The 24214-nt window shown below is 45.3% G+C and carries 27 protein-coding genes; 19 read left to right on the top strand and 8 right to left on the bottom strand.

What is annotated here, in order from left to right; genetic code table 11:
* The first annotated feature begins 118 nt into the window (after nt 1-118).
* A complete protein-coding gene (locus R7E51_RS01875; RefSeq protein WP_017819765.1) occupies nt 119-961 on the top strand; it encodes a YdcF family protein in 843 nt (280 codons plus the stop codon).
* On the opposite strand, the gene R7E51_RS01870 is transcribed toward R7E51_RS01875, so the two are convergent.
* The gene (locus R7E51_RS01870) at nt 951-1607 is read right to left on the bottom strand and encodes a hypothetical protein (protein WP_005374025.1); all 657 of its coding nucleotides are present in this window, start codon (nt 1605-1607) and stop codon (nt 951-953) included. The genes R7E51_RS01875 and R7E51_RS01870 overlap by 11 nt on opposite strands.
* Nucleotides 1608-1856: 249 nt before the next feature.
* Complete coding sequence (locus tag R7E51_RS01865) at nt 1857-2123, bottom strand: putative hemolysin (protein ID WP_017819766.1); 267 nt, start codon at nt 2121-2123, stop codon at nt 1857-1859.
* Nucleotides 2124-2400: 277 nt separating this feature from the next.
* On the opposite strand from R7E51_RS01865, the gene R7E51_RS01860 reads away from it, so the two are divergent.
* Complete coding sequence (locus tag R7E51_RS01860; protein WP_017819767.1) at nt 2401-2919, top strand: NUDIX hydrolase; 519 nt, start codon at nt 2401-2403, stop codon at nt 2917-2919.
* A 434-nt stretch (nt 2920-3353) separates the two neighbouring features.
* Here the strand turns inward: R7E51_RS01860 and R7E51_RS01855 are convergent, their stop codons facing one another.
* The 4 genes from R7E51_RS01855 to flgA all read right to left on the bottom strand — a co-directional run bounded on the left by R7E51_RS01855 (nt 3354) and on the right by flgA (nt 5754).
* Nucleotides 3354-4100 carry a lytic transglycosylase domain-containing protein gene (locus R7E51_RS01855; protein WP_021707687.1) on the bottom strand — a complete coding sequence of 249 codons (747 nt, stop codon included), beginning with the start codon at nt 4098-4100 and terminating at the stop codon, nt 3354-3356.
* Entirely contained in the window at nt 4081-4518 is a 438-nt protein-coding gene (flgN, locus tag R7E51_RS01850; RefSeq protein ID WP_206957445.1) for a flagellar export chaperone FlgN, read from the bottom strand. Before flgN ends, R7E51_RS01855 begins: the two co-directional genes overlap by 20 nt.
* Before the next feature lie 20 nt (nt 4519-4538).
* Nucleotides 4539-4820: a flagellar biosynthesis anti-sigma factor FlgM gene (flgM, locus tag R7E51_RS01845; RefSeq protein WP_005374016.1), complete on the bottom strand. Its 282-nt coding sequence runs from the start codon at nt 4818-4820 to the stop codon at nt 4539-4541.
* Between the two features lie 136 nt (nt 4821-4956).
* A complete protein-coding gene (gene flgA / locus R7E51_RS01840; protein ID WP_031777223.1) occupies nt 4957-5754 on the bottom strand; it encodes a flagellar basal body P-ring formation chaperone FlgA in 798 nt (265 codons plus the stop codon).
* Nucleotides 5755-5831: 77 nt separating this feature from the next.
* Here flgA and flgB point away from each other — a divergent pair, with 77 nt between their 5' ends.
* Genes flgB through R7E51_RS01780 form a run of 12 tightly spaced genes read left to right on the top strand, consistent with a single transcriptional unit; the run spans nt 5832 to nt 15822 of the window.
* A complete protein-coding gene (gene flgB / locus R7E51_RS01835) occupies nt 5832-6194 on the top strand; it encodes a flagellar basal body rod protein FlgB (RefSeq protein WP_005374013.1) in 363 nt (120 codons plus the stop codon).
* 2 nt (nt 6195-6196) lie between these two features.
* Nucleotides 6197-6631 (top strand): flagellar basal body rod protein FlgC, encoded by a 435-nt coding sequence (gene flgC, locus R7E51_RS01830; RefSeq protein ID WP_005374012.1) that lies wholly within the window; start codon nt 6197-6199, stop codon nt 6629-6631.
* A complete protein-coding gene (gene flgD / locus R7E51_RS01825; RefSeq protein WP_017819768.1) occupies nt 6631-7314 on the top strand; it encodes a flagellar hook assembly protein FlgD in 684 nt (227 codons plus the stop codon). Before flgC ends, flgD begins: the two co-directional genes overlap by 1 nt.
* Before the next feature lie 27 nt (nt 7315-7341).
* A complete protein-coding gene (gene flgE / locus R7E51_RS01820) occupies nt 7342-8538 on the top strand; it encodes a flagellar hook protein FlgE (RefSeq protein ID WP_005374010.1) in 1197 nt (398 codons plus the stop codon).
* A gap of 12 nt (nt 8539-8550) precedes the next feature.
* Nucleotides 8551-9282, top strand: coding sequence for a flagellar basal-body rod protein FlgF (flgF, locus tag R7E51_RS01815; RefSeq protein WP_017819769.1), 732 nt, complete (start codon nt 8551-8553; stop codon nt 9280-9282).
* A 24-nt stretch (nt 9283-9306) separates the two neighbouring features.
* On the top strand, nt 9307-10092 hold the full coding sequence (flgG, locus tag R7E51_RS01810) for a flagellar basal-body rod protein FlgG (RefSeq protein WP_005374008.1): 786 nt from the start codon (nt 9307-9309) through the stop codon (nt 10090-10092).
* Between the two features lie 32 nt (nt 10093-10124).
* The gene (gene flgH / locus R7E51_RS01805; protein ID WP_017635111.1) at nt 10125-10796 is read left to right on the top strand and encodes a flagellar basal body L-ring protein FlgH; all 672 of its coding nucleotides are present in this window, start codon (nt 10125-10127) and stop codon (nt 10794-10796) included.
* Nucleotides 10781-11917: a flagellar basal body P-ring protein FlgI gene (locus tag R7E51_RS01800; RefSeq protein ID WP_086026720.1), complete on the top strand. Its 1137-nt coding sequence runs from the start codon at nt 10781-10783 to the stop codon at nt 11915-11917. Before flgH ends, R7E51_RS01800 begins: the two co-directional genes overlap by 16 nt.
* Before the next feature lie 10 nt (nt 11918-11927).
* Nucleotides 11928-12476 (top strand): rod-binding protein, encoded by a 549-nt coding sequence (locus R7E51_RS01795; RefSeq protein ID WP_005374002.1) that lies wholly within the window; start codon nt 11928-11930, stop codon nt 12474-12476.
* Nucleotides 12477-13850 carry a flagellar hook-associated protein FlgK gene (gene flgK / locus R7E51_RS01790; protein ID WP_005374000.1) on the top strand — a complete coding sequence of 458 codons (1374 nt, stop codon included), beginning with the start codon at nt 12477-12479 and terminating at the stop codon, nt 13848-13850.
* A 13-nt stretch (nt 13851-13863) separates the two neighbouring features.
* Nucleotides 13864-14763: a flagellar hook-associated protein FlgL gene (gene flgL / locus R7E51_RS01785; RefSeq protein WP_005373998.1), complete on the top strand. Its 900-nt coding sequence runs from the start codon at nt 13864-13866 to the stop codon at nt 14761-14763.
* Between the two features lie 18 nt (nt 14764-14781).
* The gene (locus R7E51_RS01780; RefSeq protein WP_005373996.1) at nt 14782-15822 is read left to right on the top strand and encodes a flagellin; all 1041 of its coding nucleotides are present in this window, start codon (nt 14782-14784) and stop codon (nt 15820-15822) included.
* Nucleotides 15823-15910: 88 nt separating this feature from the next.
* On the opposite strand, the gene R7E51_RS01775 is transcribed toward R7E51_RS01780, so the two are convergent.
* Nucleotides 15911-18574 carry a DUF2339 domain-containing protein gene (locus R7E51_RS01775; RefSeq protein WP_439334136.1) on the bottom strand — a complete coding sequence of 888 codons (2664 nt, stop codon included), beginning with the start codon at nt 18572-18574 and terminating at the stop codon, nt 15911-15913.
* A 440-nt stretch (nt 18575-19014) separates the two neighbouring features.
* Here R7E51_RS01775 and R7E51_RS01770 point away from each other — a divergent pair, with 440 nt between their 5' ends.
* The 4 genes from R7E51_RS01770 to R7E51_RS01755 all read left to right on the top strand — a co-directional run bounded on the left by R7E51_RS01770 (nt 19015) and on the right by R7E51_RS01755 (nt 23181).
* A complete protein-coding gene (locus R7E51_RS01770; protein ID WP_005373994.1) occupies nt 19015-20814 on the top strand; it encodes a cation:proton antiporter in 1800 nt (599 codons plus the stop codon).
* A 238-nt stretch (nt 20815-21052) separates the two neighbouring features.
* The gene (fni, locus tag R7E51_RS01765; protein ID WP_005388695.1) at nt 21053-22072 is read left to right on the top strand and encodes a type 2 isopentenyl-diphosphate Delta-isomerase; all 1020 of its coding nucleotides are present in this window, start codon (nt 21053-21055) and stop codon (nt 22070-22072) included.
* Nucleotides 22073-22266: 194 nt separating this feature from the next.
* Entirely contained in the window at nt 22267-22530 is a 264-nt protein-coding gene (locus R7E51_RS01760; RefSeq protein ID WP_005373992.1) for a DUF3012 domain-containing protein, read from the top strand.
* 252 nt (nt 22531-22782) lie between these two features.
* Nucleotides 22783-23181 carry a GFA family protein gene (locus R7E51_RS01755; RefSeq protein WP_005388696.1) on the top strand — a complete coding sequence of 133 codons (399 nt, stop codon included), beginning with the start codon at nt 22783-22785 and terminating at the stop codon, nt 23179-23181.
* A 93-nt stretch (nt 23182-23274) separates the two neighbouring features.
* On the opposite strand, the gene R7E51_RS01750 is transcribed toward R7E51_RS01755, so the two are convergent.
* A complete protein-coding gene (locus tag R7E51_RS01750) occupies nt 23275-23625 on the bottom strand; it encodes a rhodanese-like domain-containing protein (protein ID WP_017819774.1) in 351 nt (116 codons plus the stop codon).
* 267 nt (nt 23626-23892) lie between these two features.
* On the opposite strand from R7E51_RS01750, the gene R7E51_RS01745 reads away from it, so the two are divergent.
* Complete coding sequence (locus R7E51_RS01745) at nt 23893-24183, top strand: co-chaperone GroES (protein WP_005373989.1); 291 nt, start codon at nt 23893-23895, stop codon at nt 24181-24183.
* Nucleotides 24184-24214 lie beyond the last annotated feature (31 nt).

Below are 24214 nucleotides of genomic sequence, written 5' to 3'. Positions count from 1 at the left end.
TAGCAGTGAACCTTTATAAAGGTCTCTAGAACAGTGTTGTTAACTAGATGTTAAAGCTTGTGGGTCGGGAGTGAAAGAAGATTTTTGTAACACTGCCAACTAAGCGCGAGATTTTAAAATGAAGTTAGACAACATCGTCATCGTTTTAGGTAAACGCCTCGTCAATAACAGGTTGACCTCTGAGGGCATAACAAGAGTCGAAGCTTTGTCTTGTAGGACTGCATCACTACCGACAGAGCGAACGGCGATTATTTTTTGTGGCGGAGTAACGCAAGGACAAAGTGTTTCTGAAGCAGAGGCGATGTACGCGTATTTTAGAACCCTAAACGCAGACTCTGTGAATCCGTTCCCTGAACGTCATATACTCTTAGAAACGGAGTCGTTGAACACGTTTCAAAACATGCGTTATGTTTCCCAAGTTTTGTGCAAAAGTGGGTTGTTCGAGTTATCGTCGGGGCATCCGGTTGAGGTTATCTTGCTGTCTAATGACTACCACCTCGAACGAATCATTGATATCCAGAATTTGATGGATGAGCAAGGCTTATTACGAGTACTTAAATCCGATTGCGAATCCATGGGGGTGACCCTCAATATTCCACTGGATATCAGCAAACATATTAGCGTGCCATACCCACATAAAGGGCTTATGGCGGAGACATTCTTGCTACTCGATGAACTCACAACCTACCGAGTTTATTTAGAAGGGATCAAGCATGGCGCATTTTTCCGAGATTTATCAATTGTCCGAAAAAAGCCACTGATGATCGCAAGAGATGCTATTCACAAATTGCTCTCTTTACCGCTCGATAAAGAGGCTTTGCAACATATTGAAGAAATGAAAAAGGCCGTCGAAATGACGGCCTTGGATGAATCTGTAGGTGCTGCGGAAAAGGCATTAAGTATCTTCCATCCGATACTGACGGCATTGAACCGTCGCTTTGACCCAGAGTCTATTCATTAAGCTCGCGTTTTGTGCGGACGGCGCTTAATGCGATCAAACAGTAGCAAAGCAGTTCTATACCTTCTTCTGAGATATTTTTAACATCACGGATGTAATTTTCGTCCATCACTTGTTGCCAAAAACTACCCATACCATACAAACGAGAGAAGACTAATAATAGCATTACAGCACCAACTAATAGCTTCATATGTGGCACCGTTAAAATGGTCGCCATTTCGTTCATGGTACCTTTACCACCTTGGTAAGCTTTGGCGCAAGCCAGTGCGGTGACAGCAAGTGCTGGGAAAACCCAAGAGCCATGATGAATCATGTCTGTCCAATAGTCCGTTTCGCGAATAATCAGTACTGCAAAAAATCCTGCAATCAAAATAGCCGCATGCTTTAGCTGAGGCTGTTGTTTCGATAAGCTGAAAAACGACCATGATGCAATAGCAAGCATCACAAGCTGGAGCGTTTCTGTAACGGAAAGCTCGCCAAGGCTTGATCCCAACACGACATAATCAAGACGAAGACTAAGGTTAACGAGAATACTTATAGCGACAATCATCAAGGCGTTTAAACTCGATTTATAAATAATGCGCTTTGATTTTTCAGTAACAACGTTGCTTGGGGCTGACTCGGCTTCTTTTACTATTTGTGTTTTCATCTTGCTCACCTGTCCCAGAAAATGTGGAAGAAATGTGAATTAGTGTGATCTGTGTTTGGAATTTTATTGTCCAAGTGGAAAGTTATGTCAGGGGAATGTCAAGAATAGAACACTGTTCGATATAGGGTCGATGTGCGGTAAAGTCAGAGATATGTAAAAACAACGTAAGAACACTTTGATAAATCAAATAAAAAAGGAGCCCAAAGGCTCCTAAGTGATAGAGGGAAGGTGACGTATCGACAAAAATAATTAGTAGTTGTCACCCTCATTTTCTTTGTGATTCTCGCGATAGTATTCCCATTGCTCGACGCGTTCATTGTCCGACAGCACACAGTAAGTGACACGTTCGCCGTTTTCCGACACGGTATCCAGCTCACCACCTTGCTGAACACAGTATACGGCTGCGGGATTTGCAACGGAGGTATACTCAGTTGATCGGGTCGCTCCCTTGTAAGTTGAACAACCAGCCAGTACCAATGTTGCAGCCATAGCCATCATTAAATTTGTCTTTTTCATTCTTTATCTCCGCATGGGGTGGGCGAGTATTGTATTGATTATAGGCAACTTTAAGAGATTATTGTCTTATCGATGTTAAAAGTAAGAGGGACGTATAAGAATTTAGATATTCTCATTTATTGCTGATTAGCACGTCACACTTCTGTTCTTGGCGTATTGTTGTGAAGGTCATATCAATCACTTCCTGACAAGCGCTCGAACGTACCTGGCCTACAACAATGATTTAAAGTGTGAAATTCGGTAATATGCGCACAAAACATTGACCGTGGTATTTTCGATGAGACATTTAAAATCGACCGTTCATCCAGACATAGAGCATTTGGATGACAAAATTGTTTTTCAGCGCAATGCAGCGCGAGCCATTGTACTTGATGGTGAAGATGTGCTGTTGCTCTATACAGAACGTTACCATGACTACACGCTACCAGGCGGTGGTATTGATGATGGTGAAGATGTCATTGCTGGATTAGTCCGTGAATTAGAGGAAGAAACGGGCGCCCAAAATATACATGGTATTAAGCCTTTCGGAATCTTTGAGGAGTTTCGTCCGTGGTACAAGGATGACGCTGACGTGATGCACATGGTGTCGTATTGTTATACATGTAAAATCGAACGTGAGCTAGGCGAAACGGCGTATGAAGATTACGAAGTTAAAAATGGAATGCGCCCGTTATGGATGAACATTCACGAAGCAATTGCACACAATGAAAAAACGATGGCAGAAAGCCCGAAAAAAGGCATGAGCATTGAGCGCGAAACGTTTTTGCTTCAGTTGATTTCTAAAGAATTACTATAAGCAGCTAGCTTGCATTATTACGACTTAGCTTCTGTTGGCTCTATTGTGGGCAAAGATTTTAGAGCAATAAAAAAGTCCGGACTCCCCCCCGGAACCCGGACTTATTCCAGACGCGCAAGCGAAGCGCCATCTTGATATGTTAGATTTGTTTCGAACTATGAAAACAATAGCTGTTTTACATTTAGTGTGTAAATAATTATTAGGTCTGACCATTGGTTTTCATGTTTTTTGCAAACGCAATGTGACGCATATCTACCCAATTGCCAAGCGCAATTGGGGCGCTTTTTAGTAAACCACTACTCTTTCTTATCTTTGAGATACCTTACCTCAACTTTTTTGCACACGTTTGCATAGAGATCACGAGTTTTCAAATTCGCCGAACAGGATCTTGTAATTTTACGTTTCTCTGACATTGGGCTCTGTCGTAGCTTTTATCACAAATTAACTAGCGGAGGCAGTCGGCTAAAGTCGACCAGCGGTTGTGAAATCATAGGAGTGTCTGGAGCAAACAAGAGTAAAGGTTGAAATGATGAGGATTGTAACTGACCGATATCTATCAACTTTTCCAATGCATAGAAGCGGCTGACGTATTGACGAGTCTCGTTAGGCAGCGTGAGTTGTTGGAAATCTCGACTTCCTGCTTGCTGAATAGCACGTGCAACGCGTCCTTCTCCGGCATTGTATGCAGCTAAGGTCAGAGCCATATTTTGATCGAATTTGTTGTATAAAAACGCCAGGTACTTGAGCGCGGCCGTTGTGCTGGCTTCTGTGTCAAAGCGATCGTCTTGTTTTGTATTTATCGTTAATCCGAATCGTTTCGCTGTGGTTGGTATCAATTGCCAAAGTCCGGCGGCGTTAGCATGAGAAACGGCTTTGGGATTGTAAGAAGACTCTAACATTGGCACTAAGGCTAGGCTATTTGGTAATGAGTGGTTTTGAAGCTGTTTGAAAATGTGGTTAATTACCGGTTTGGATGAATCGAGACGCTTGGCAATTTGTGGCTTATATGGGGCTAATACTTGATACTGCGTTTGAATATCGACAGCATTTGGTTTTGCCTGGCATGTGAATGGAAGGTAGGACAGAAAGGCAATAAAAATAAAAAGGCCTACAGTACTCAGCCGAGATGGCGACTGAATCTGTAGGCAAGACGAACATCGTTTAGAACGATTTATCTTCATAAGTGTGTTGCACAGGTTGTTTGAGTTGACTGACCAACTCATGGAACGCCGCAGAGCTGTGGCCATTGCTCTGATTGTATTGTTGGCACTGACTTACCAACGTTTCCAATAGCGCCCATTGTTTTCTAGCTTGCATACCTATTTGGGCAGGCAAAGCGTTGAAAATTCGTTTTACGCTGGCGTCATTACACGCTAACCCCAGCGCTCGCATACACTGGCTTCTGTCATTGGCGGAGCGGCTGAGTTTATTGAGTATCGGCATTTGTTTCTGAACATTGTCGTTCAGTGCCTCTCCATCAAACTTTAAGTACAATACCCTTTGCTGCTGAAGCAAAGGAAGCAGTTGTTGATAAAGCTTAATATCCTCAGATATAGAGCGAACAAATTGTTGAATTCGCTGCGATACTGCGCTTGCCATGATGTCTTCCTAGCGTTTTATTACTCGTGACCTGTATGGAACTGCATGATTGCCTTGGATAGCACTTTTGTATCTAGGCTAAGTTCACCACGCGCTAATGCGTTGCGTACTTGTTCTACTTTTTCCATATCAACATCAGGTAGTGATGCCATTTCAGCTTGAGCGCGATCTATCGCTACGGTATTCGCTTGAAATGCAGGCTCGTGTACTTTGCTCTGTTCGACGACGTCGACAGGCTGTTTGCTTGCTTGCTGTAATTTTGTTTGTGGGACATGACCGCCCGCGACTTTGTCGATTTTCATGCTGTGGTCCTCATCATCATGTTCTAAATTAAGTAGGCGGTTAGAATGTGATAAACATTAAATATTTTTTTTGTACTCGAAGTTCAGTGTTACTGACGAGAGCCAAAATTAAAAAATGTTACCCCGAGTCAAAAAATCAAAATTGAGTATGAACCTGGTTTAATCCAGTTACGACTGCTCTTATGACCTTGCCCGAACTTGGGTTTTCCACGTCAATTTGTTGCCCTTTCGCTCCATCTTCTAAGGCGACTCCTTTTGTGCTGGCACTAAATCCATTTTTGCTCGCAATGACTATGACTTCATTGCCTTTCTCGATTAGAGGTGGGGCCGACAAATTGGATGGATTAACCACTTGTCCAGCCCTCAAACGACGAGAGGTTTCTAAGCCTACTGCTTGCTCGGGGCGAGTATAAAAATCGTCTTGGCGAGAGATGGTTCGGGTTTCAAGCTTTATGTGTTTAGCCGTTACGACTTCATTTCGGCCAACCGTGGTTGTCGCGACCAAAACAGGCAGAGTCAGCGAAGACTTTATCGTAACGTTAATTCGCCATGGTGATGCGATATTGTCGCAGCTGACTGAGCGCTTGAGGTTACCGACTGGCAACGTGTTGTTGTCACGACCTGTGATAACTAAAGGCGATTGACATTCTGGCAAGTGATTGGCAGAACCGGGCACCCACATGTCGAAGTCCAGTTTGTACTCCCCCCACTGATTGGAGAGCGCTACGCGATCCACCTCTTGTTCGAAATCCGTTGCTACAACGGATTTTATCTCTTCAACGCTGAGGGTTTTGTCATTGGTGTTGGCGAATGCTTGTTCTGATGTCAAAGCGAGTAACGTCAGCATTATTGTTGAGGAAGTGGACACTTTCCTCTTGTTTTTAATGCTTTCCGAGAACCGGAAGTTTGGCTTCCATCCTTGTTTGTAAGTCATTGATATATATAGCTATTTTTTATGGCACGTATCTTGTTTGTATGTTGGCGTATTCGAGCCAACTGTAAGGAAGATGCATGGCGATCACATTTGAAAATGCTTTAGGAGTACATCCAGAGGCACTTAATTTTCGCGTTCAGCGTACCAAAGTCCTCGCCAGTAACCTAGCAAATGTTGACACCCCTGGGTATTTGGCGAAAGACCTAAGTTTCACCACCGTAATGAACCAAGTAACGGCAGGTGGTGTGAACAAACCGGTGCCAAAGTTCCAGGTTCAGGCCCAATACTCGGTGCCTTACCAGAATAGCAAAAATGGCAACACCGTAGAGCTTGGTGTTGAACAAGCAAAATTCACGCAAAACAACATGGACTTTCAAACTAGCCTGACGTTTCTCAACATGAAATTTAATGGCTTAGCGAAAGCGATTGAGGGACGTTAATTATGTCATTCACTGATATTTACTCGATCACTGGTTCCGCGATGACAGCACAAACTGTGCGTCTTAATACGGTAGCCAGTAACTTAGCAAACGCAGATGCAGTATCTGCAAATCCAGAAGATGCTTATAAAGCGCTTAAGCCAGTATTTGCGACTGTGTACCAAAAAACGCAAATGACAACAGAAAATGGAGCTTATCCCAATGCAGAAGTTCGCATTGTTGACGTTGTTAAAAATGCTGGAGATGCAGAGAAGCGTTTTGAGCCGAACAACCCACTGGCTAATGATGAAGGTTATGTGTTTTACCCAGATATTGATGTAGTTGCTGAAATGGCAGACATGATGTCCGCAACACGCAGCTTCGAAACGAATGTTGAAGTATTAGCCAATGTAAAAAGTATGCAGCAAGGTCTGCTTAGATTAGGGCAGGGTAGCTAATGAGTATTGCACAATACACCCCTTTATCGTCTGACGCTCCAGTAAATACAAAAACAAAAGACAGCAACGGTATCTCACCAAACCCTAAAGACATGAACAGCGCTTCTTCATTGGAGAATGAGTTTATTTCTTTGATGGTGGCTCAAATTCAAAACCAAGACCCACTTAATCCCCTTGATGGTACGGAATACGTTGGTCAATTGGCTCAGTTCTCGCAGGTACAAAGTACCGAGAATATGTCTAAGACAATGCAACAGAGCATGGTGTTACTGGACAACATGCAAGTGCTATCAACAGCGGGCCTTGTTGGGCAAACGGTTTACGTCAATGCGGATGAATTTCAGCTTGGTGAAGACGTACAAAACGGAAAAATCGAACTCGCTCATAGCTCAAACCAAGTCACGTTAGTTGTTAAAGATGAATTTGGTCAATCAACTAAAGTGCCACTAGGTGCTCACGGCAAAGGTGACGTCGACTTTTCAATTAATCCTGAAGAACTTGGTCTTAAACCAGGCAAATACTCAGTGGCCGTAGAAGTGCAAGAAGGGCAAGCAAGTCCAAATGTGCTGATGGCAGGCACTGTTGAGCAAGTGCGCATTCCTAATACCGGTGGCGCAGCATTAGTCAATGTCCATGGCGTTGGCAACGTTCCTTTCTATCAAATCACTCAGTTTGGTGCTTAACCAAATACGGAAATCAGAGGTCTATTTATGAGTTTTAACATCGCACTAAGTGGTCTGGACGCGACCAACACAGAGCTAAACACAATCAGTCACAACATTGCCAACGCATCAACGTATGGTTTTAAAGGTGGCCGCACAGAATTCTCCGCTGTATATAACGGCATGCAACCTGGTGGTGTGGAAGTCGCGTCAATTTCACAGAACTTCGACAAAGACGGCAGTATCACAGGAACTGGCCGTGCGATGGACCTAGCTATTAATGGCGGTGGCTTTTTTGTTACTAAAGATAATATGGGTCAAATGTTGTACACACGTTCAGGTGTGTTCTCAACGGATAAGAACAACTTTGTTACGGCTAACAGCGGTGCAAAGCTTCAAGGTTACAGTGTCGATAGCAACAACAACCTAATGACAGGTTCTGTGGGTAATATTCAGGTATCGACTTCCTCACTGAATGCTAAAGCAACAGACAGCTTAGATTTTGTTGCGAACTTCGACGCAAGCGCGTCTGTTATTGATAAAGCCGTAACGCCATTCAATCCAAAAGATCCAAGCTCATTTAACTCGTCTTACACAACAAAAGTCTACGACTCACTGGGTAACTCGCACACGGTAACTCAGTACTTTACTAAGACTGCTTCTAACTCGTGGGAAGTGAACGTTCAAGTAGATGGCGGTACGACGCCAGTAGCAACTGTGCCTGTAACGTTTGGTAAAGACGGCTCGCTTTCAGCACCAACTGCGCCGTTTAATGTTTCATTCCCTGCTGCAGGCGCGAACGCGATGAGTGTAGACATTAACCTGAAAGGCAGCACGCAATTTGGTGCAGCTTTTGGCGTAAGTACTAATAGTCCTAACGGTTACACATCAGGTGAACTTGCAGGTGTACGCGTTGAAGGTAACGGCATGGTTTACGCGACTTACACTAACGGCCAATCACAGCTACAAGGTCAGGTTGTTCTTGCTGATTTTGCAAACACACAAGGCTTAGCGAAAGTGAGTGGAACATCATGGACTCAAAGCTTTAGCTCAGGTGCTCCAATTATGGGTGTTCCGGGTTCAGGTACGATGGGTGACCTAACTCCGGGTGCATTAGAAGGTTCTAACGTTGACTTAACCAGCGAGCTTGTTGCTCTAATGACTGCACAACGCAACTACCAAGCAAACGCAAAGACAATTTCTACCAGCGACAAGCTTACTCAAGCTTTGTTTAACGCGGTGTAATGGGAGTTTTGCATGGATAGTTTGTTATTTACGGCAACGTCGGGTGCCAGCCGAGTTCTTAAAGCGCAGCACGTTCGTTCAAACAACTTATCAAATGCTGATACTGCGGGTTTTCGAGCGGATATGGAGCGTGTGCGTAGTGTAGAGATGCAAGGCCCAGGTTTTGATGGTCGCACTATGGTTGTGACCAACTCTGCCTCAACACGTTTCGACGCTGGCGATATTGTGAAAACAGGACGTCCGTTGGACGTTGCGGTTATGGGGGAGGGATATCTCTCTGTAGAAACCCTAGCGGGTAACGAAGCTTACACCCGTGCAGGCAATATTCAGGTCGATACTTTTGGCGCTCTAACAATCAATGGGTTCCCTGTCCTCGGTGACAATGGTCCTTTGGTTGTGCCGGATTATCAAAAGATTGAAATCAGCGAGCGTGGTCAAGTCTCAGTGATCCCACCAGGTGGCGGCGCAGAAATTGTGGCAGGCACTTTGAAGTTGGTTAAACCGGAAATTAATCAACTGCAAAAAGAGAGTGATAGCTTGCTGCACAGCGTAGATGGCGTGCCATTCGCGGCAGATGAAACCGTGCAACTCTCTCCTGAGCACATTGAGGGCAGTAACGTATCTGCTATTGATGAATTGGTTAGTGTGATGTCGCTGACGCGCAACTTTGAAATGCAAGTTCGCATGATGAAAACGGCGGAAACTCTAGCAAAAGCTGGTAACAAATTAATGGCGGCGAGCTAAGTCTCGCCCCGCAAGGAGTAAAAAATGCATTCAGCATTATGGGTAAGTAAGACAGGCATGGCAGCGCAAGACACGAAGATGACTGCCATTTCTAACAACCTAGCAAACGTAAACACGGTTGGCTTTAAGCGTGACCGAGTCGTATTTGAAGATCTTTTCTACAGCATTCAGCGTCAACCAGGCGCACAAGTAGACCAAGTTAACGAACTACCAAGTGGTATTCAGCTAGGTAGCGGTGTTCGCGTTGTTGGCACACAAAAAGTGTTCACGCAAGGTAATACCCAAAACACAACGCAAGAGTTGGATCTTGCTGTAATGGGTCAGGGTTTCTTCCAAATAGAAAACTCGGACGGACAGATCATGTATACACGTAATGGTCAGTTCCATCGAAACTCAGAAGGCTTAATGGTGAACAGTCAGGGCCTGCCTTTAGAGCCTCAAATCCAGATCCCAGACAATGCGGTCTCTTTCTCTGTGGGTGTTGATGGCACAGTGACTACAACAACAGCAGACGATCCAACACCTCAGCAGCTTGGTCAAATTACACTTGCAAAATTCATCAATCCAGCCGGCTTAGAGGCCATGGGTGGCAACTTATTCCGTGAAACGGAAGCCAGCGGTCCAGCTGATGAGCTGATTGCAGGAGCTGATGGCGCCGGCATTATCAAGCAAGGTGCACTGGAAGGGTCAAACGTACAAGTAGTAGAAGAGATGGTCGACATGATCACCACTCAACGTGCGTATGAGATGAATGCGAAAGTGGTCTCTGCTGCAGATGACATGCTGAAGTTTGTTTCGCAATCAATGTAAGTATGAAATTGGTGATGATGAAGGAAAAAGCAATGAAATGGCTTTCTAAGAGTTGGGCAGTAGCCGCCGTGTTGCTGGTGGGATGTGCTGGCCGTCAGGAATTTATTCCGCCTGAGCCGAATGCTGAGGAATATGCACCACCAACGCTCGATTACACGCTGCCGGAAACCCAATCTGGTAGCCTTTATCGTCACCAATACACGATGACTCTGTTCCAGGATCGTCGTGCTTACCGAGTTGGCGATGTATTAACGGTTCAATTATCAGAAGAAACCTCATCGAGTAAAAATGCGGGTACTAAGTTCGGTAAAAGTTCAGCAATTAACTTTGTGGCGCCGACCATAGGCACGAAAACTATCGATGAGTTAGGGGTTAGCGTGGATGGCAAACGTAACTTCGATGGCAGTGCATCAAGTTCACAAGGCAACAAGCTTCAAGGTGCCATTACGGTAACGGTACACGAAGTATTACCTAATGGCGTATTGCGTATCAGCGGTGAAAAATGGCTTCGTCTGAATCAAGGCGACGAGTTTATTCGTCTAACCGGTATCGTCCGTGTGGATGATATTAACCGCAGTAACCAAGTTTCTTCTCAACGAATTGCTGATGCAAGAATTACCTACGCAGGTCGCGGAGCGCTAGCTGACAGCAACGCAGCCGGGTGGCTAACTCAGTTTTTCAACAGCCCATGGGTACCTTTCTAATGAAGACAATGCAATCTTTCTTTATGTCTCTCCTATTGGTGTTGACCTTGGGACTACCAGGCACTTCACGTGCTGAAGCGGAAATTCCGATCATGGACTTGGTCGATGTTCGCGGCATTCGAGAAAACCAACTGGTTGGTTATGGTTTGGTAGTTGGCTTAGCCGGCCAAGGTGACCGAAACCAAGTGAAATTTACCTCTCAATCTATTACCAACATGCTACGTCAGTTTGGGGTTCAAATTGATGACAGTATGAACCCTAAGCTACGAAATGTGGCTTCTGTGAGTGTGACAGCGTCCGTTGACCCAATGGCAGGCCCAGGACAAACGTTGGATGTGGTTGTGTCTTCAATCGGTGATGCAAAGAGCCTTCGCGGTGGTACGTTATTGCTAACGCCTTTACGTGGTATTGATGGCGAAGTGTACGCGATTGCGCAAGGTAACGTGGTTGTGGGCGGCTTATCTGCAGAGGGGCGAAGTGGCTCCAAAGTAGAAGTAAACACACCAACGGCGGGTCGCGTTCCGAATGGTGCGACTTTAGAGAGAGAAATCAAAACCGATTTCAACCAACGTGATGAAATCACCCTAAACCTGCGCAAGCCTAGCTTCACTACAGCAAAAAATATTGCGCGTGAAATTAACAACACTTTTGGACCTAACGTTGCAGTTGCGATCAATAAAGCGCGCATTGATATGCGTGCACCAAAAGATACACAGCAGCGTGTCGTCATGATGTCGATGCTTGAAGAAATGAGCGTCGTTGAAGGCCGTAAACCTGCTCGTATTGTCTTTAACTCTCGCACTGGCACCGTAGTGATCGGTAAGAGTGTCAAAGTGAGTGAAGCAGCAGTAAGTCACGGTAACTTGACCGTGCGAATTTCTGAATCACAACAAGTTAGTCAGCCTAATGCGTTTGCAAATGGCGATACGAAAGTCGTTAACCAAACGGACCTTGATGTGAATGAAGATCTCGCTCAGATGGTGATTTGGCCTCCAGGCACGGAACTTAACACCATAGTTAATGCGGTAAATAGTTTAGGTGCCACGCCTACAGACTTGATGTCTATCCTGCAAGCTTTGAGTGAAGCGGGTGCATTGAACGCTGAATTGGTCGTGATATAAGGAGTTAAGGATGAAGCTAGACAGTACCAATGAACAAACTCAGTTAAATTCGATGCTTTATCACGACAATAGTGCATTGGCTAACATCAAGCATAGTCGTGATCAAGAAGGCGCACTTGAAGTCGTCGCAGGTCAATTTGAGGCAATGTTCCTACAAATGGTGTTACGCCAAATGCGCAGCAGTAGTGATGCTCTTGCTGATAAAGACAGCCCGTTCGCCAGTCAGCAACAAGGGGTATTCCGTGATATGTATGACGGTCAGCTGGCGATGGAACTAGCAAAGAAACAGAGCTCAGGCATTGCCAATATGCTCATCCAGCAGCTGAGCCCGTCTATGCGTGAGGTTGCTTTCGATGCTGCGCGCAACATCTCATCCGCTAACGATGGTAAAGCTTCGAATTCTGAATCTATCTCACAAGTAGATTCTAAAGAGGTGGAGAAGAATTCAAGCCTATTTAATACCGCTTCTCAAGCCGTCGCCTCTGTTAAACAGGTATTCGGTGAGGCCGGTATGACTACCGCGTTTTCTCAGCCGTTGATCAGAAAAATGGAGCTGTAAATGAACCTAGTTAATATTGCCCTTTCAGGTTTAGGCGCGAACCGTGTGGCCCTAGACGTAACCGCGCAAAACGTGGCAAACGTGAATACCGTGGGTTACAGTCGTCAACAAGCGTTGATGGCGTCTGTCGATGATGGTAAAGCCAATCGCTTAAGTCCAGGTTTAGGGGTAGAAGTCACTAGCATTCGCCGCGTTACTGATCAATTTCTGATTAAGCAAACGTGGTCGACTAACAGTATGGCGGCATACGCATCTGGATACACCAGTAACATGAGTCAGCTGGAGAATACGCTTGGTGCCGATGGTTTCAGTATATCGGCTGGCTTGGACTCGCTAAACGCTGCGCTTAACGATGCGACCGTTAAGCCGGAATCCATACCTTACCGCCAGCAGATCATTAACGAATCTGAAGCTTTGGCCCGCCGCTTTAATACGCTTACCGAGTCTTTATACAATCAACATAAAGACATGAGCGACCAACGTAATGCAGCGCTTAACCACGCGAATAGCCTTATGGAAAATATCGCGAAGGTGAACAAGCAACTGGTAGAGATGCAAGGTACAGGTGGTAATCCATCACAGTTAATGGATGAACGAGATAGGTTAATCGGTGAGTTATCTCAAACCATTGAAATCAAAACAACACAGCAGCATGACGGCAGTGTTCAGGTCACACTAACCTCTGGTCAACCGCTTGTGATGGGTACGGACCATGGCAAACTGGAAGCCATTCCTGACCCGAGTGATCCTTACTTAGCGGACTTACACGTCACGTTCTCGAATCAAAGCTTTGCGATTGGTGACTCGCTTGGTGGCAAATTAGGTGCGATTAATGACTATCAAACCGAAGTGTTGAAACCAAACCAACTGGCTCTGAATGACATGGCGAAAGCTCTCGCGGATGAATACAACGCCGTGCTTGCAACTGGCAAAGACTTAAATGGCAACCCAGGTAAACCTTTGTTCAGCTATGACCCAGCAAACCCTGCAGCCAGTTTGGATATTACCAAGCTAACTCCAGATGAGCTTGCGTTCTCAAGTGATGGAACACCTGGTAACGCAGATGCGTTGCAATCATTGATCGAGTTAAGCAACAAGCCAGTGGCGGTATCAGGTTACGGCTCAGTAAGCTTGAACGATGCCTTTAGTTCAATGGTGGGTCAAACCGCAATTAAAGCACGCCAAGCTAATGCTGATTATCAAGCGAAGTTAGCCATGAACAAGCAAGCGCACGCAGCTCGCGATAATGTTAGTTCCGTAAACAGCGATGAAGAAGCGGCTAACCTAATGATGTTTGCTAATGCGCACAATGCCAACATGAAAGTGATCAGCACAGCAAATCAACTGCTCGATTCTATTCTGCAGTTATTCTAAGAGGAAAGTTTAGATGCGAATTAGTGACAATCAATTTAGTCAAATGATGTTGCACAGCTTGCAGAGCAATAGCGCGGGATTAGGCGAAGCTCTGCAACAGATGTCTACTGGCAAGCGCTTAACCAAGCTGTCTGACGATCCAATGGCTTCGATCAAGTTGCTTAACTTAGACCGAGAAACCAGTGCGATTGCTCAGTACAAAAACAACATTGAAAACGTAAAAACGACGCTATCGAGTCAAGAAACCCATTTAGATTCGATCAAAGAAAGCTTAAAAAGCATGCGAGACATCGCGCTTTGGGGTGCGAACGGCTCTCTTACTGACGAAAGCCGTGGCGGTATGATTACAGAGCTTAAGAGTTACCGTGATTCTATTGAGTCGTCTTTTAACGCGCAGGATGAAGAAGGGCACTACCTTTTCTCTGGTACTAAAACGGATACTGCGGCTGTAAGTAAAGCGAGCGGCAGCTACGTAATTGAAGGTAATAGTGACAAGCGCGTAGTAACAATTGCTAAAGGTGTCACGATGGATTCCAATATGACTGCAAAAGAAATATTGGACCTTGGGGGAGGCCATAACGTGCTTAACCAAATTGATGCGCTGATCAAAGAGTTTGAGAGCCCTACCGCCAACTTCAGAGCTGAAGTTGAGGCGAGTATCAGCGCTATCGACGATACTTTTTCAAACGTACTAGGGACCATGACTGAGATTGGTGGTCGACACAACAACTTAGATCTTGTTGGTGGCGCGCACAGTGAAAACAAGCTGTTCGTTGACAAGGTATCTGGAGACCTCTCTGCTCTGGACTATGGTGAAGCGTCGGTACGATTGAGTAATTACATGGCCGCTTTGCAAGCAACGCAAGCAAGCTATGTGAAGATCGATGGTTTGTCGCTGTTTGACCGTTTATAAGGTTAGGAAGTTCTTTTTATGGTAATGAGTACAGTAGAGGTTAGACCCCATAGCATACGCTTAGGTGGACAAGAACAAGCCTCTATCATGCCGACCCGTTCTGCAGACTCAAGTACGGCAATTAAACCGCGTCCGGCGCAAATTCAGGCTGACACTGCGTCAGCCTACTCTGTATCTGGTATTCAGCTTACGCAGGGTCAGCAGCAAGCCACGGCGGTTCAGATCGCGTCCAAATCGCTGCAGGTGATTGGCAAAGAGCTCACGCAAATTAAACGTGGTTTGACGCAAGCTATTAATCAAGGCGTACAAAATGTTCCTGGTTTGCAGGATACATTGGTTCGTTCTAAAGCCACCATCCAAAAAGTCGTTGAGCAAGCACGTTTCGATGGCCAGAAAGTCCTAAATAACGAACTGCACTTAAAACTGGATAAAGCGGACATTCGTCGCTTTTCTATTCCAGGTTTGAATGTTCATCGCTTAAGCGACAAGGCCGAGCAAATCCGTTTGGATTTTCCTCAAGGTCAAGCGGTGATGATTCAGTTTGATGGACAATCAGACGGTGAGCGAACGGTCAAAATGCTGGATCGCAGCTTGATTGCGTTAGGAATGCGAGCCTCATTAGCCGATGATGGCAGCATTTTATTTGAAGCCAGAGACAACGCTTATCAACAAATGCAGCAAAAGGTGATGGTAACGGGGGAAGGGCACCGATTCCCTGCGGGACAGCCTAACGTTTTGAACTTAAAGTCTGAGCCAGATGGTATTGCGGAGCTCGGGTTTGATCTAGGCTCACGCGACGGCATCAAGCAGACGATTGCCAAAGTAAATCAGCATCTGAAACAAGTTCAAACGAGTTTGCAAGAAGCGAAAGCTTTTCATGGTGAACTGAATACTCAAATGCGTTCTATCCAAACCAAAACCGCACAGCTTTCAGTCAATGAGGTGAATGCAAAACTGGATGGATTCATGCAAAAGTCTGGCGAGTTTACTTCGACTTTTCAGGCATTGAATGCGCAAGCAAACGTGCGTCGTCATACCGTGGTCGCTTTACTGAAGTAACGAACACTCCAATGATTCCCGGCTTTACACTGTTATCGTCCCCCAATAACGAAAACAGCGCACTGTCGGGAATCTCTCTTCGACTCGTCTAGGGCTCGAGTGCTTTTGCCACCGAACGATTCAATTTCTGGAATAGCCATCCAAGTGCTATCAAAGACGCACCTAAGCCTAAGAAGCTTATCGCTCGCCAGAACCCATCCAGAGAGCTCACATCCCATAAGAATACTTTCAGTGCGACACAGGCAAGGACCACTAGACCGACACGCTGCATCATCAGCCCCTGTTGGGTCACGCCGCGCCAAGTCAGCAATCCACCTACGAGCAAGCCAGCCACTGAATAACTGAACAACTCAGCCATGCTGGTTGGCTGATACAGCATCATCGATGTGGTTTGCCAGAATTGACGGATAGACATCCCCAACCAAATGGCTGCAAGTAAAAAGCCTAGACTAGCAATCGCAAATCGATGAACTTGCAACGTATTCCAGCGTTTAAAGGCTGCGATAAGCAGGATGCAAGCTGGTAACAGCCAGCCGATACTCAGCATGTTAAAGATGGGAAGTGCTTGTGCCGAGACGTTATCAGTCACCAACGGCGATTCTGCCGTATTAAGCAAAATAATCAATATAGCGAACGCGCACCAAAGCAAGTAACTATAGATTTCGTAGATACGGCTTAAGCGTTGCGCAAATTGGCTGCGGTAGCTGTATACCAAACCCATAACTAATGCTTGATTGGCAAAGACTGCCGCACTTGTGAAGTCGATGTGCCCCAAGTAACCATATTGCCCCGTTAACCAGTAGTTAGTTTGGGTGAACAATGCCATTAAGAATACATGTAAAAACGCCCCTTCAAACCAGTTGGTCAGTTCTCGGTCCACTTGTTTTAGTGTTGAACGAGCATAAGACAAGATGAAGAGAGAAGGCAGATAACTCACCAGAACCCAAGCCCAATGCCCAGCTTCTACCGGTTGCCATTCGGGGATGAAAGGTAGCAGCGTGAGTCGGATAACCAGTATTCCCATTGCCACTTTAATCGCCCAACTCGCAGGTCGAAATAACCCGAATTGAGCCTGTAAGGCCATTATCGCAACTTGTATTGAGATTGCTGTTGTTAACCAAGTATCACTCAACCAAACAAAAGCGATACCTACGATTAAAGCATGCATAACGGCAGAGCATTCTAATGCCAACGAACGTGCACGCTGACCAAGCACAGCATAGTAAGTGGCCATCAATGCGCAGAATGCAGTCCAATACCACAGGTAGCCTTGCATAAATTCGTCAATATAAAACAACGTAATTAAGCTCATCGCGGGAGCCAGTACCAGCAGAAGCAGCCCACTGAGTTGCGAACGGTCACTAAGTGATTGGCAATATGTTCGATAGCAGATCAGCGCAATACTCACCGCCAATGCGAATAGGATGCTAGCTTCTCGCTCTAACATATACAGCGCATCAAAAGCGATGGTAAGAACAATCAGCGCGGTTGCCGAGACGAGAATGGATGGCAAAAATACACGTAATGACCAGCCTGTACGAAGTGCTGGTAGCCAGATGATCGCAACAAGCAGCGTATAACAGTACGCCATTTGTAGAGCGTTCAGCTCCGGCATTCTGGTGACGGCAGAAAAGGTCAATAAAGCAGTTGCGAGAGCGGTAGCGGTCGGCGAGTTTGTCCACTTGCTTTGATAGTGACGAAAGCGAGGATTGAGCATCCAACCCATTCTCGGAACCGCGAAAATGAGATACAAAGTGATGGAGAGATAAATCGCGAGCCACGAGAACAACCGTTCTGTTGGTACACTCTCAATCAACAGCAACATCCAAATGACATGTGGAATCGCGATACTTGGCGTAATCCATGCCCTACGCACTTTTTGCATCAATAAGGTCGCCGCGAACGAAATCGCGCAGATGTATCCGGCTAACAAAAAGTAGTTGGGTTCACTACCTCCAATCCACAGTGGTGCTGTGTAGCCACCAATTAAGCCAAGCACGGCCATTAACGGCCCTTGTCGCAATGATAATGCTAAACTGAAAAATGCCGCTGAAGCCAAAATGATCAACGAGATACTTGGCGTTAGCATTTGATAAACCACAAAGGCAAAAATGACGGTGCAGTAAATGCCCGTTAATCCCGTACCGGTAACGGCAGCAGGAACATACGTAAAGCCTTGGGCTCGTGCTGCCCGTTGCGGATTCTGTTGTTCTTTACGGTGAAACCACTCGCCAACAAGCACCATTAGTAATGAGATCACAAAGGCAAAGGACACTCGCATAAATGGCGAAAACTGGATTTGGCTACCAATCACCTGTACGAGATAACCTCCACCGATCAGCATGGCCAATGCGCCTACCCAAACCAACCAATTTTCTTGAATGTTGCTAAGCAGGCTCTGAACTTTACTCTGAAGGAATGACTCATTTTCTTGACTAAAAACATCCAGTTGCACTTCTCTTGTCTGGGCGTATTCTTGATTCGCAGCGCTCTGGTTTAAGTCTAGGTTGGCAGCTGGATCATGTTCCCCAGAGGATGAGACATTTTTCTGTTGTGATTCTATGTGAGGTGACGTCGCTACAGATGGTGTGTCTTTTTCGATGCTGGATTGTTGGTGCACTTGTTGGTTTGAGCCCCCATGGACACTGGCTCGTAGTGATGTAACTTCCTCACGAAGTTTGGTTAGTTCTTTTTCTAAAAGTGCAGCTCGGTTGGCGGCTTTCACTCCGATGAGGATGGCGAGACACGCCATGAACAGTGCTAGTATTACGTACAATCCATTTCTCCTTGCGTACGTCGCGTGACCCACGATTCTTAACTTTGAGCACTTACGCTAAAGCTTAGTTCATGCTCTATGCCTTAGCCTCATATAGTGCTAGGTTCCGCGCTTTCTTCAGAAATCATTCTACATAATGAAACTCAATGCGTAATGATGAATTCGACAAAGTCGCACACTTGTGTGCCACTTTAAGACCTGATGAACAAAAATGAGTCGTTAAGTCATTGGGGGTCAACTATATTCATAGTTCTGATGCGATCGCCAAAGGACTTCAAACATGTGCGTTTCGTAGCGATGTCATCGAAGGTCAGTCGTTTGATTTGCACGTTCGGTTGTTTCTATTTGACCGTAAGGCTGAATGTATTCGGGTATAGCGCATTCACGCGAAAAAAGACAAAAACAGGTAATTATTGATGCAAGTGGGTAATGAAGCGCTGGTGCTGTCAGCGGTTGGGGTTATTGGTTTAGGTTGCCAATGGTTAGCTTGGCGATTGCGTTTGCCAGCGATTTTATTTTTGTTGTTGGCAGGGCTGATCGTCGGGCCATTTATGCAGTGGTTAAATCCTGATGAGATATTAGGTAATTTGCTCTTTCCGTTGGTCTCTTTGGCGGTGGCAGTGATTTTATTTGAAGGCAGTTTGACCTTAAATTTTAAAGAAATTCGTGGCGTGAGTGGTTCGGTATGGAGCATTGTTTCCATCGGGGCGATCATTTCGTGGGCGGCGACCAGTATCGCAACACACTATTTCCTCGGCTTTACTTGGGAGCTTGCCATGTTATTCGGCAGCTTAACCGTAGTAACAGGGCCGACGGTCATCGTGCCACTTCTACGAACCGTAAGACCTAACAGTACGCTTGCTAACATTTTGCGATGGGAAGGGATTTTGATTGACCCGCTCGGTGCGCTTTTTGTTGTGATGGTTTACGAGTTTATCGTATCTCACAGCGCGATAAATAGCGTCGAAGTGTTTGGGACGATCATTGCTGTCGGTGTCATGCTAGGTGCGGCCTCAGGCTATGCAGTTGCGACGATCATGCGTCGCTCTTGGCTACCGGAATATTTGCAGCCATTTGCGGTTTTGATGGTGGTTCTAGGTGTATTTTCGGTCTCTAACCACATTGAGTCTGAAGCTGGGTTACTAACCGTCACCGTAATGGGTATGTGGCTCGCAAACGCTAAAGACATCAATATTCAGCAAATTCTGCACTTTAAAGAGCATTTAACCATTTTACTGATCACCGGATTGTTCATCTTCCTTGCGGCTCGAATCAGTCTGGATGATTTTGCTGCGCTAGGTAGCGGTGCGTTATTGTTGTTTGTATTTATGCAGTTAGTGTCGCGTCCGTTATCGATTTTTCTTTCAACCTTCCGCAGCAACTTGCGTCTTAAAGATAAGCTGTTTTTGTCTTGGGTTGCACCGCGCGGTATTGTTGCTGCTTCGATTTCGTCTCTTTTCGCGATCAAATTGACCGAATACGGCATTGATGAAGCGATTTTACTGGTCCCTATGACCTTCATGGTGATTATAGGAACGGTCGTGTTACAAAGTGCGACGGCACGTCCTGTAGCGCTGACGTTGGGCGTTGCAGAGCCAGCACCACGCGGCTTCTTGTTGATTGGTGCTAACCGAGTAGCAAGAGAAATAGGGCAGGCGCTGGCGCGTTATGACCGCCGCGTATTAATGACTGACTCAAACTGGGAGTACATCAGTCAGGTTCGTATGTTGGGGTTGGATTACTATTACGGCAACCCTATTTCTAGTCACGCGGACGACAACTTGAACTTGATAGGAGTTGGACAAGTGGTTGCATTAACGCCCGATCAGCATTTCAACATTATGGCTTGCATGCAATTCGTCGACGAGTTTGGGGAAGATAAAGTTCACTGCTTACAAAAAGTGAAAACCAACGGCAATGGCAGCGAGAAGCACTCCGTGGCTCAGGAGTACCATGGTAAATTGCTGATGGGCGGCAATGTAAGCTATACCCAGCTAGCCAGTATGTTAAGTCGTGGTGCAGAGGTTAAACACACGAAATTGAGCGATAACTTCACGTATCAAGATTATTTAGCGCATCACAAAGGTAGTTCAGTTGTACCGCTGTTCCATGTAGAAGAAAAAGGAAAAATTCAATTCTGTGATGATCCCGAACAGTTTGAACCAACGACGACAAGCACTGTTGTGTCGCTAATTCTGTCGGACAGCGTAAAGTAAACTACAGAGCAATGTGATCCATTTTCATCATGGGTATCGTACGCTGATTATCTCAATTTGAAGAGAAACTTGCCGGCTTGTTTAAAACGGAAAGCGAGTTTCTTTTCTTATAATGTCAGGGGCAGTCGAGATTCATTACTCGTTTCGGAAAAGTAATCCGGCAAATTCACAAAATTCGCATTGACGTTACTGATAAGGATCGCAATACTGCGCGACTGTTTTACTTTAGGGTGACATTATGGCTCCGCAAACTAACCGAAAAGATTTACACCTAGATGCTGTTTTACATCATGATATGAGCATGAAGCATAAAACGGCGGGTTTTGAGTCTGTCGAGTTTGAACACTGTGCGCTGCCAGAATGTGACTTTCACGCGATCGATTTATCGACAGAGTTTCTTGGTCATCAATTAGCGCTACCGTTTTTGATTAGCTCGATGACTGGCGGAGCAAAAGACGCAGAAACGATCAATTGTCGTTTAGCTGAAGCAGCAAGTGAATTAGGTATTGCCATGGGTGTGGGCTCGCAACGGATTAGCTTAGAAGAAAGTCAGCATTCGGGCTTGGGTAAAACCATTCGTGAGTTGGCGAAAGAAGTACCGTTGTATTCCAATCTTGGAGCCGCTCAATTGCTCGATAAAGGTAAACTCGATAATGCGCAACGTGCGGTTGAGGCGATTCAAGCCGATGCCTTGTTTGTGCACGTTAATCCAATGCAGGAAGCGTTTCAGAAAAATGGCGACCACAATTGGGTTGGTGTTTTCCAGGCAATTGAGATGCTTAAATCTCGCGTGAAGGTTCCTATCATTATCAAAGAAGTCGGTTTTGGTATTAGCGGACACGTTGCGCAGCGATTAATTGATGCTGGTGTGGATGCAATTGACGTTGCGGGCGCGGGTGGCACAAGCTGGAGTGCGGTTGAAGGGTATTGCCAAGATAATCCGAAAATGCAGCGTGCAGCCGAGCTTTTCCGCGATTGGGGTGTCCCTACAGCAACATGTTTGGCTCAAATCCGCGCACTGCATCCTACATTACCCTTGATCGCCTCGGGAGGTGTTCATAACGGACTTGAAGCGGCGAAAGCCATTCATTTGGGTGCTAATCTCATTGGGCAAGCTGGTGCGGTATTAAAAGCTGCGACGATCAGCACGCAGTCTGTCGTCGATCACTTTGAACAAATGGCATTAGAGCTGCGTTTAGCGTGCTTTGGTACTGGCTCTTTTAAGGTTGGTGAGCTAACAAAAGCGCGCTGCCTATAGCTTTTAGAATGGCGCGCTTTACACAGAGTCGCTCAATAATTTTTCGGTGTCTTAACACGTAGACTGATAATTTCGTTATAGTTGATACAAAAGTCACTTCAGCTAGTGACGCCTTTATTCAGACACTTGAATGGGCATGTGTTGAAGAGATTGAGTTTAATTTTACTATTGTTTGCAACTGGAACCTTAAATTTATGAAAAAACTAGTCATGCTGATGTTGGCGGCTTCTGCTTTGACCGCTTGTAGTGATGAAGTGGGCACTGAAGGCTGGTGTAACGACATGCGCGATAAGCCAAAAACAGAATGGACAGCAGACAACGCGGTAGACTTTGCAAAGCATTGTGTTCTGCAAGATGGTGTCGGCAGCGAGCAATGGTGTGAAAACCTGAAAGATAAGCCGAAAGGTGACTGGACTGCAAACGAAGCGACCAGCTTTACTAAACACTGCATTTTTTAAGCACAGCGGAAAGCGCCTTTTCTGAGGCGACATTCTGTGAGGTAAACACCAAGCGTTATTGCTTGGTGTTTTTGTATCTAAAATAGCTCGATTTTTCACGTGTCGAGCGCACTTCCCTCTGAATGGAATGTTTTACATTTTCGTTTCATTTTTGAAAACCTGTATTGCCTGTCTTTAATTTTTCGTATTGCAGTGGCATGGTGTCGAGATAGCCATCTAATTCAATTAGATTCATAACAAAAAGGAATTCAAATGGAAGTACTAAAAGGCTCATGTCTGTGCGGCAAGGTAAAGTTGGAAGTGGCAGATGAATTTAAGTACATGGGAAATTGCCATTGCTCTGAATGCCGCAAGTTCACAGGTTCTGACTATTCATCTGCCGGTGGTATTGCGTTGGATAAACTGCTTATTATCCAAGGGAAAGAAGATATTCAAACTTATCAGAAAAGCGAAAATACCATGCTATGCTTTTGTCGCCACTGCGGATCAAGTCTGTATTCGAAAAAGAACAATGGGATCGTCAATATTCGCCTTGGTATCTTGGATGACACACCTTCTCACAAGCCTGATTTCCATATTTTTGTCGCGTCGAAAGCGCCGTGGCTCGAGATATCGGATAACCTGACTCAATTTGATGCTGGGCCAAAATAGAGTTGTTGTAGATAAGTATTTAGAAACAGAGCGCGTTACAATACGCTTGCGACACGCTCTGTGCTTTTACTTTGTATATTAGAACGGAGACGACTATTTGGCGTTTTGTAGTTCTTCTAAGCCACCTGCATTGTGCAGATTCGTAAAGCCTTGCGATTGTAAGTATTGATACGCTTTGCCAGAGCGGTTACCACTGCGACAGTACAACACGATAGCTTGATCTTTATCGACGTCTTGAAAATGTTTATCAAGTTCAGATAAAGGGAAGTTGACGGCATTATCCAAATGCCCTTCAGAAAACTCTTGCGGCGTACGCACATCGACAATCATCGCGCCCTCGTCAATCAATTGCCACCCTTGTTCAGCGCGTTCAGAAGCCGACACGTTGGGTGAGAGGAAGCCAACGCACAACGTTGCAAGAAATAGAGATACGGCCTTTTTCATTGTTTGATTATCCTTTTTAAGAGTACGTAACCACTCTAGATTTGATTGAGCATATTTTCCATCATAAAGAGATGCTAAGTGGTTGTGAATACGATAATTCGATAGAAAATTTTATTTAATTTAATAAAAAATTTTTATCAAATTCACCTCTTGAACTCTCATTTTTCGACCTTATTATTTTCATCGAAAGCGAGCTGTCGACTCGCAAATCCATCTTGATGTTTATTTTGTCTTTTATTTTTGGTTCCAAGTAGGAGGCACTTAAAAATGAAAATTCGTCCTTTAAATGACAAGCTAATTGTTGAAAGACAAGAGGTGGAAAATAAATCTGAAGGGGGAATCGTTTTAACTTCTCAGTCGGTGAAAAAATCAAACCGCGGGAAAGTCATTGCTGTTGGTTTAGGTAAACGTCTTGAAAATGGCGAACGCGCTGCGATGGAAGTCAAAGTGGGCGACCAAATCATTTTCAATGACGGTTACGGCGTGAAAACCGAGAAAATTGACGGCGCAGAATACTTAATTCTGTCCGAATCTGATGTGTTAGCAATCGTTGAGTAATTATTTTTGTAGTAGTTTTTTGAGGAGATAA

Source organism: Vibrio sp. Vb1166, assembly GCF_033338695.1.
In the GTDB taxonomy this organism is placed as follows: Bacteria; Pseudomonadota; Gammaproteobacteria; order Enterobacterales; family Vibrionaceae; genus Vibrio; species Vibrio alginolyticus.
The sequence above is the reverse complement of the archived record's forward strand: the minus strand, read 5'-3'. Positions and strand labels throughout refer to the sequence as shown.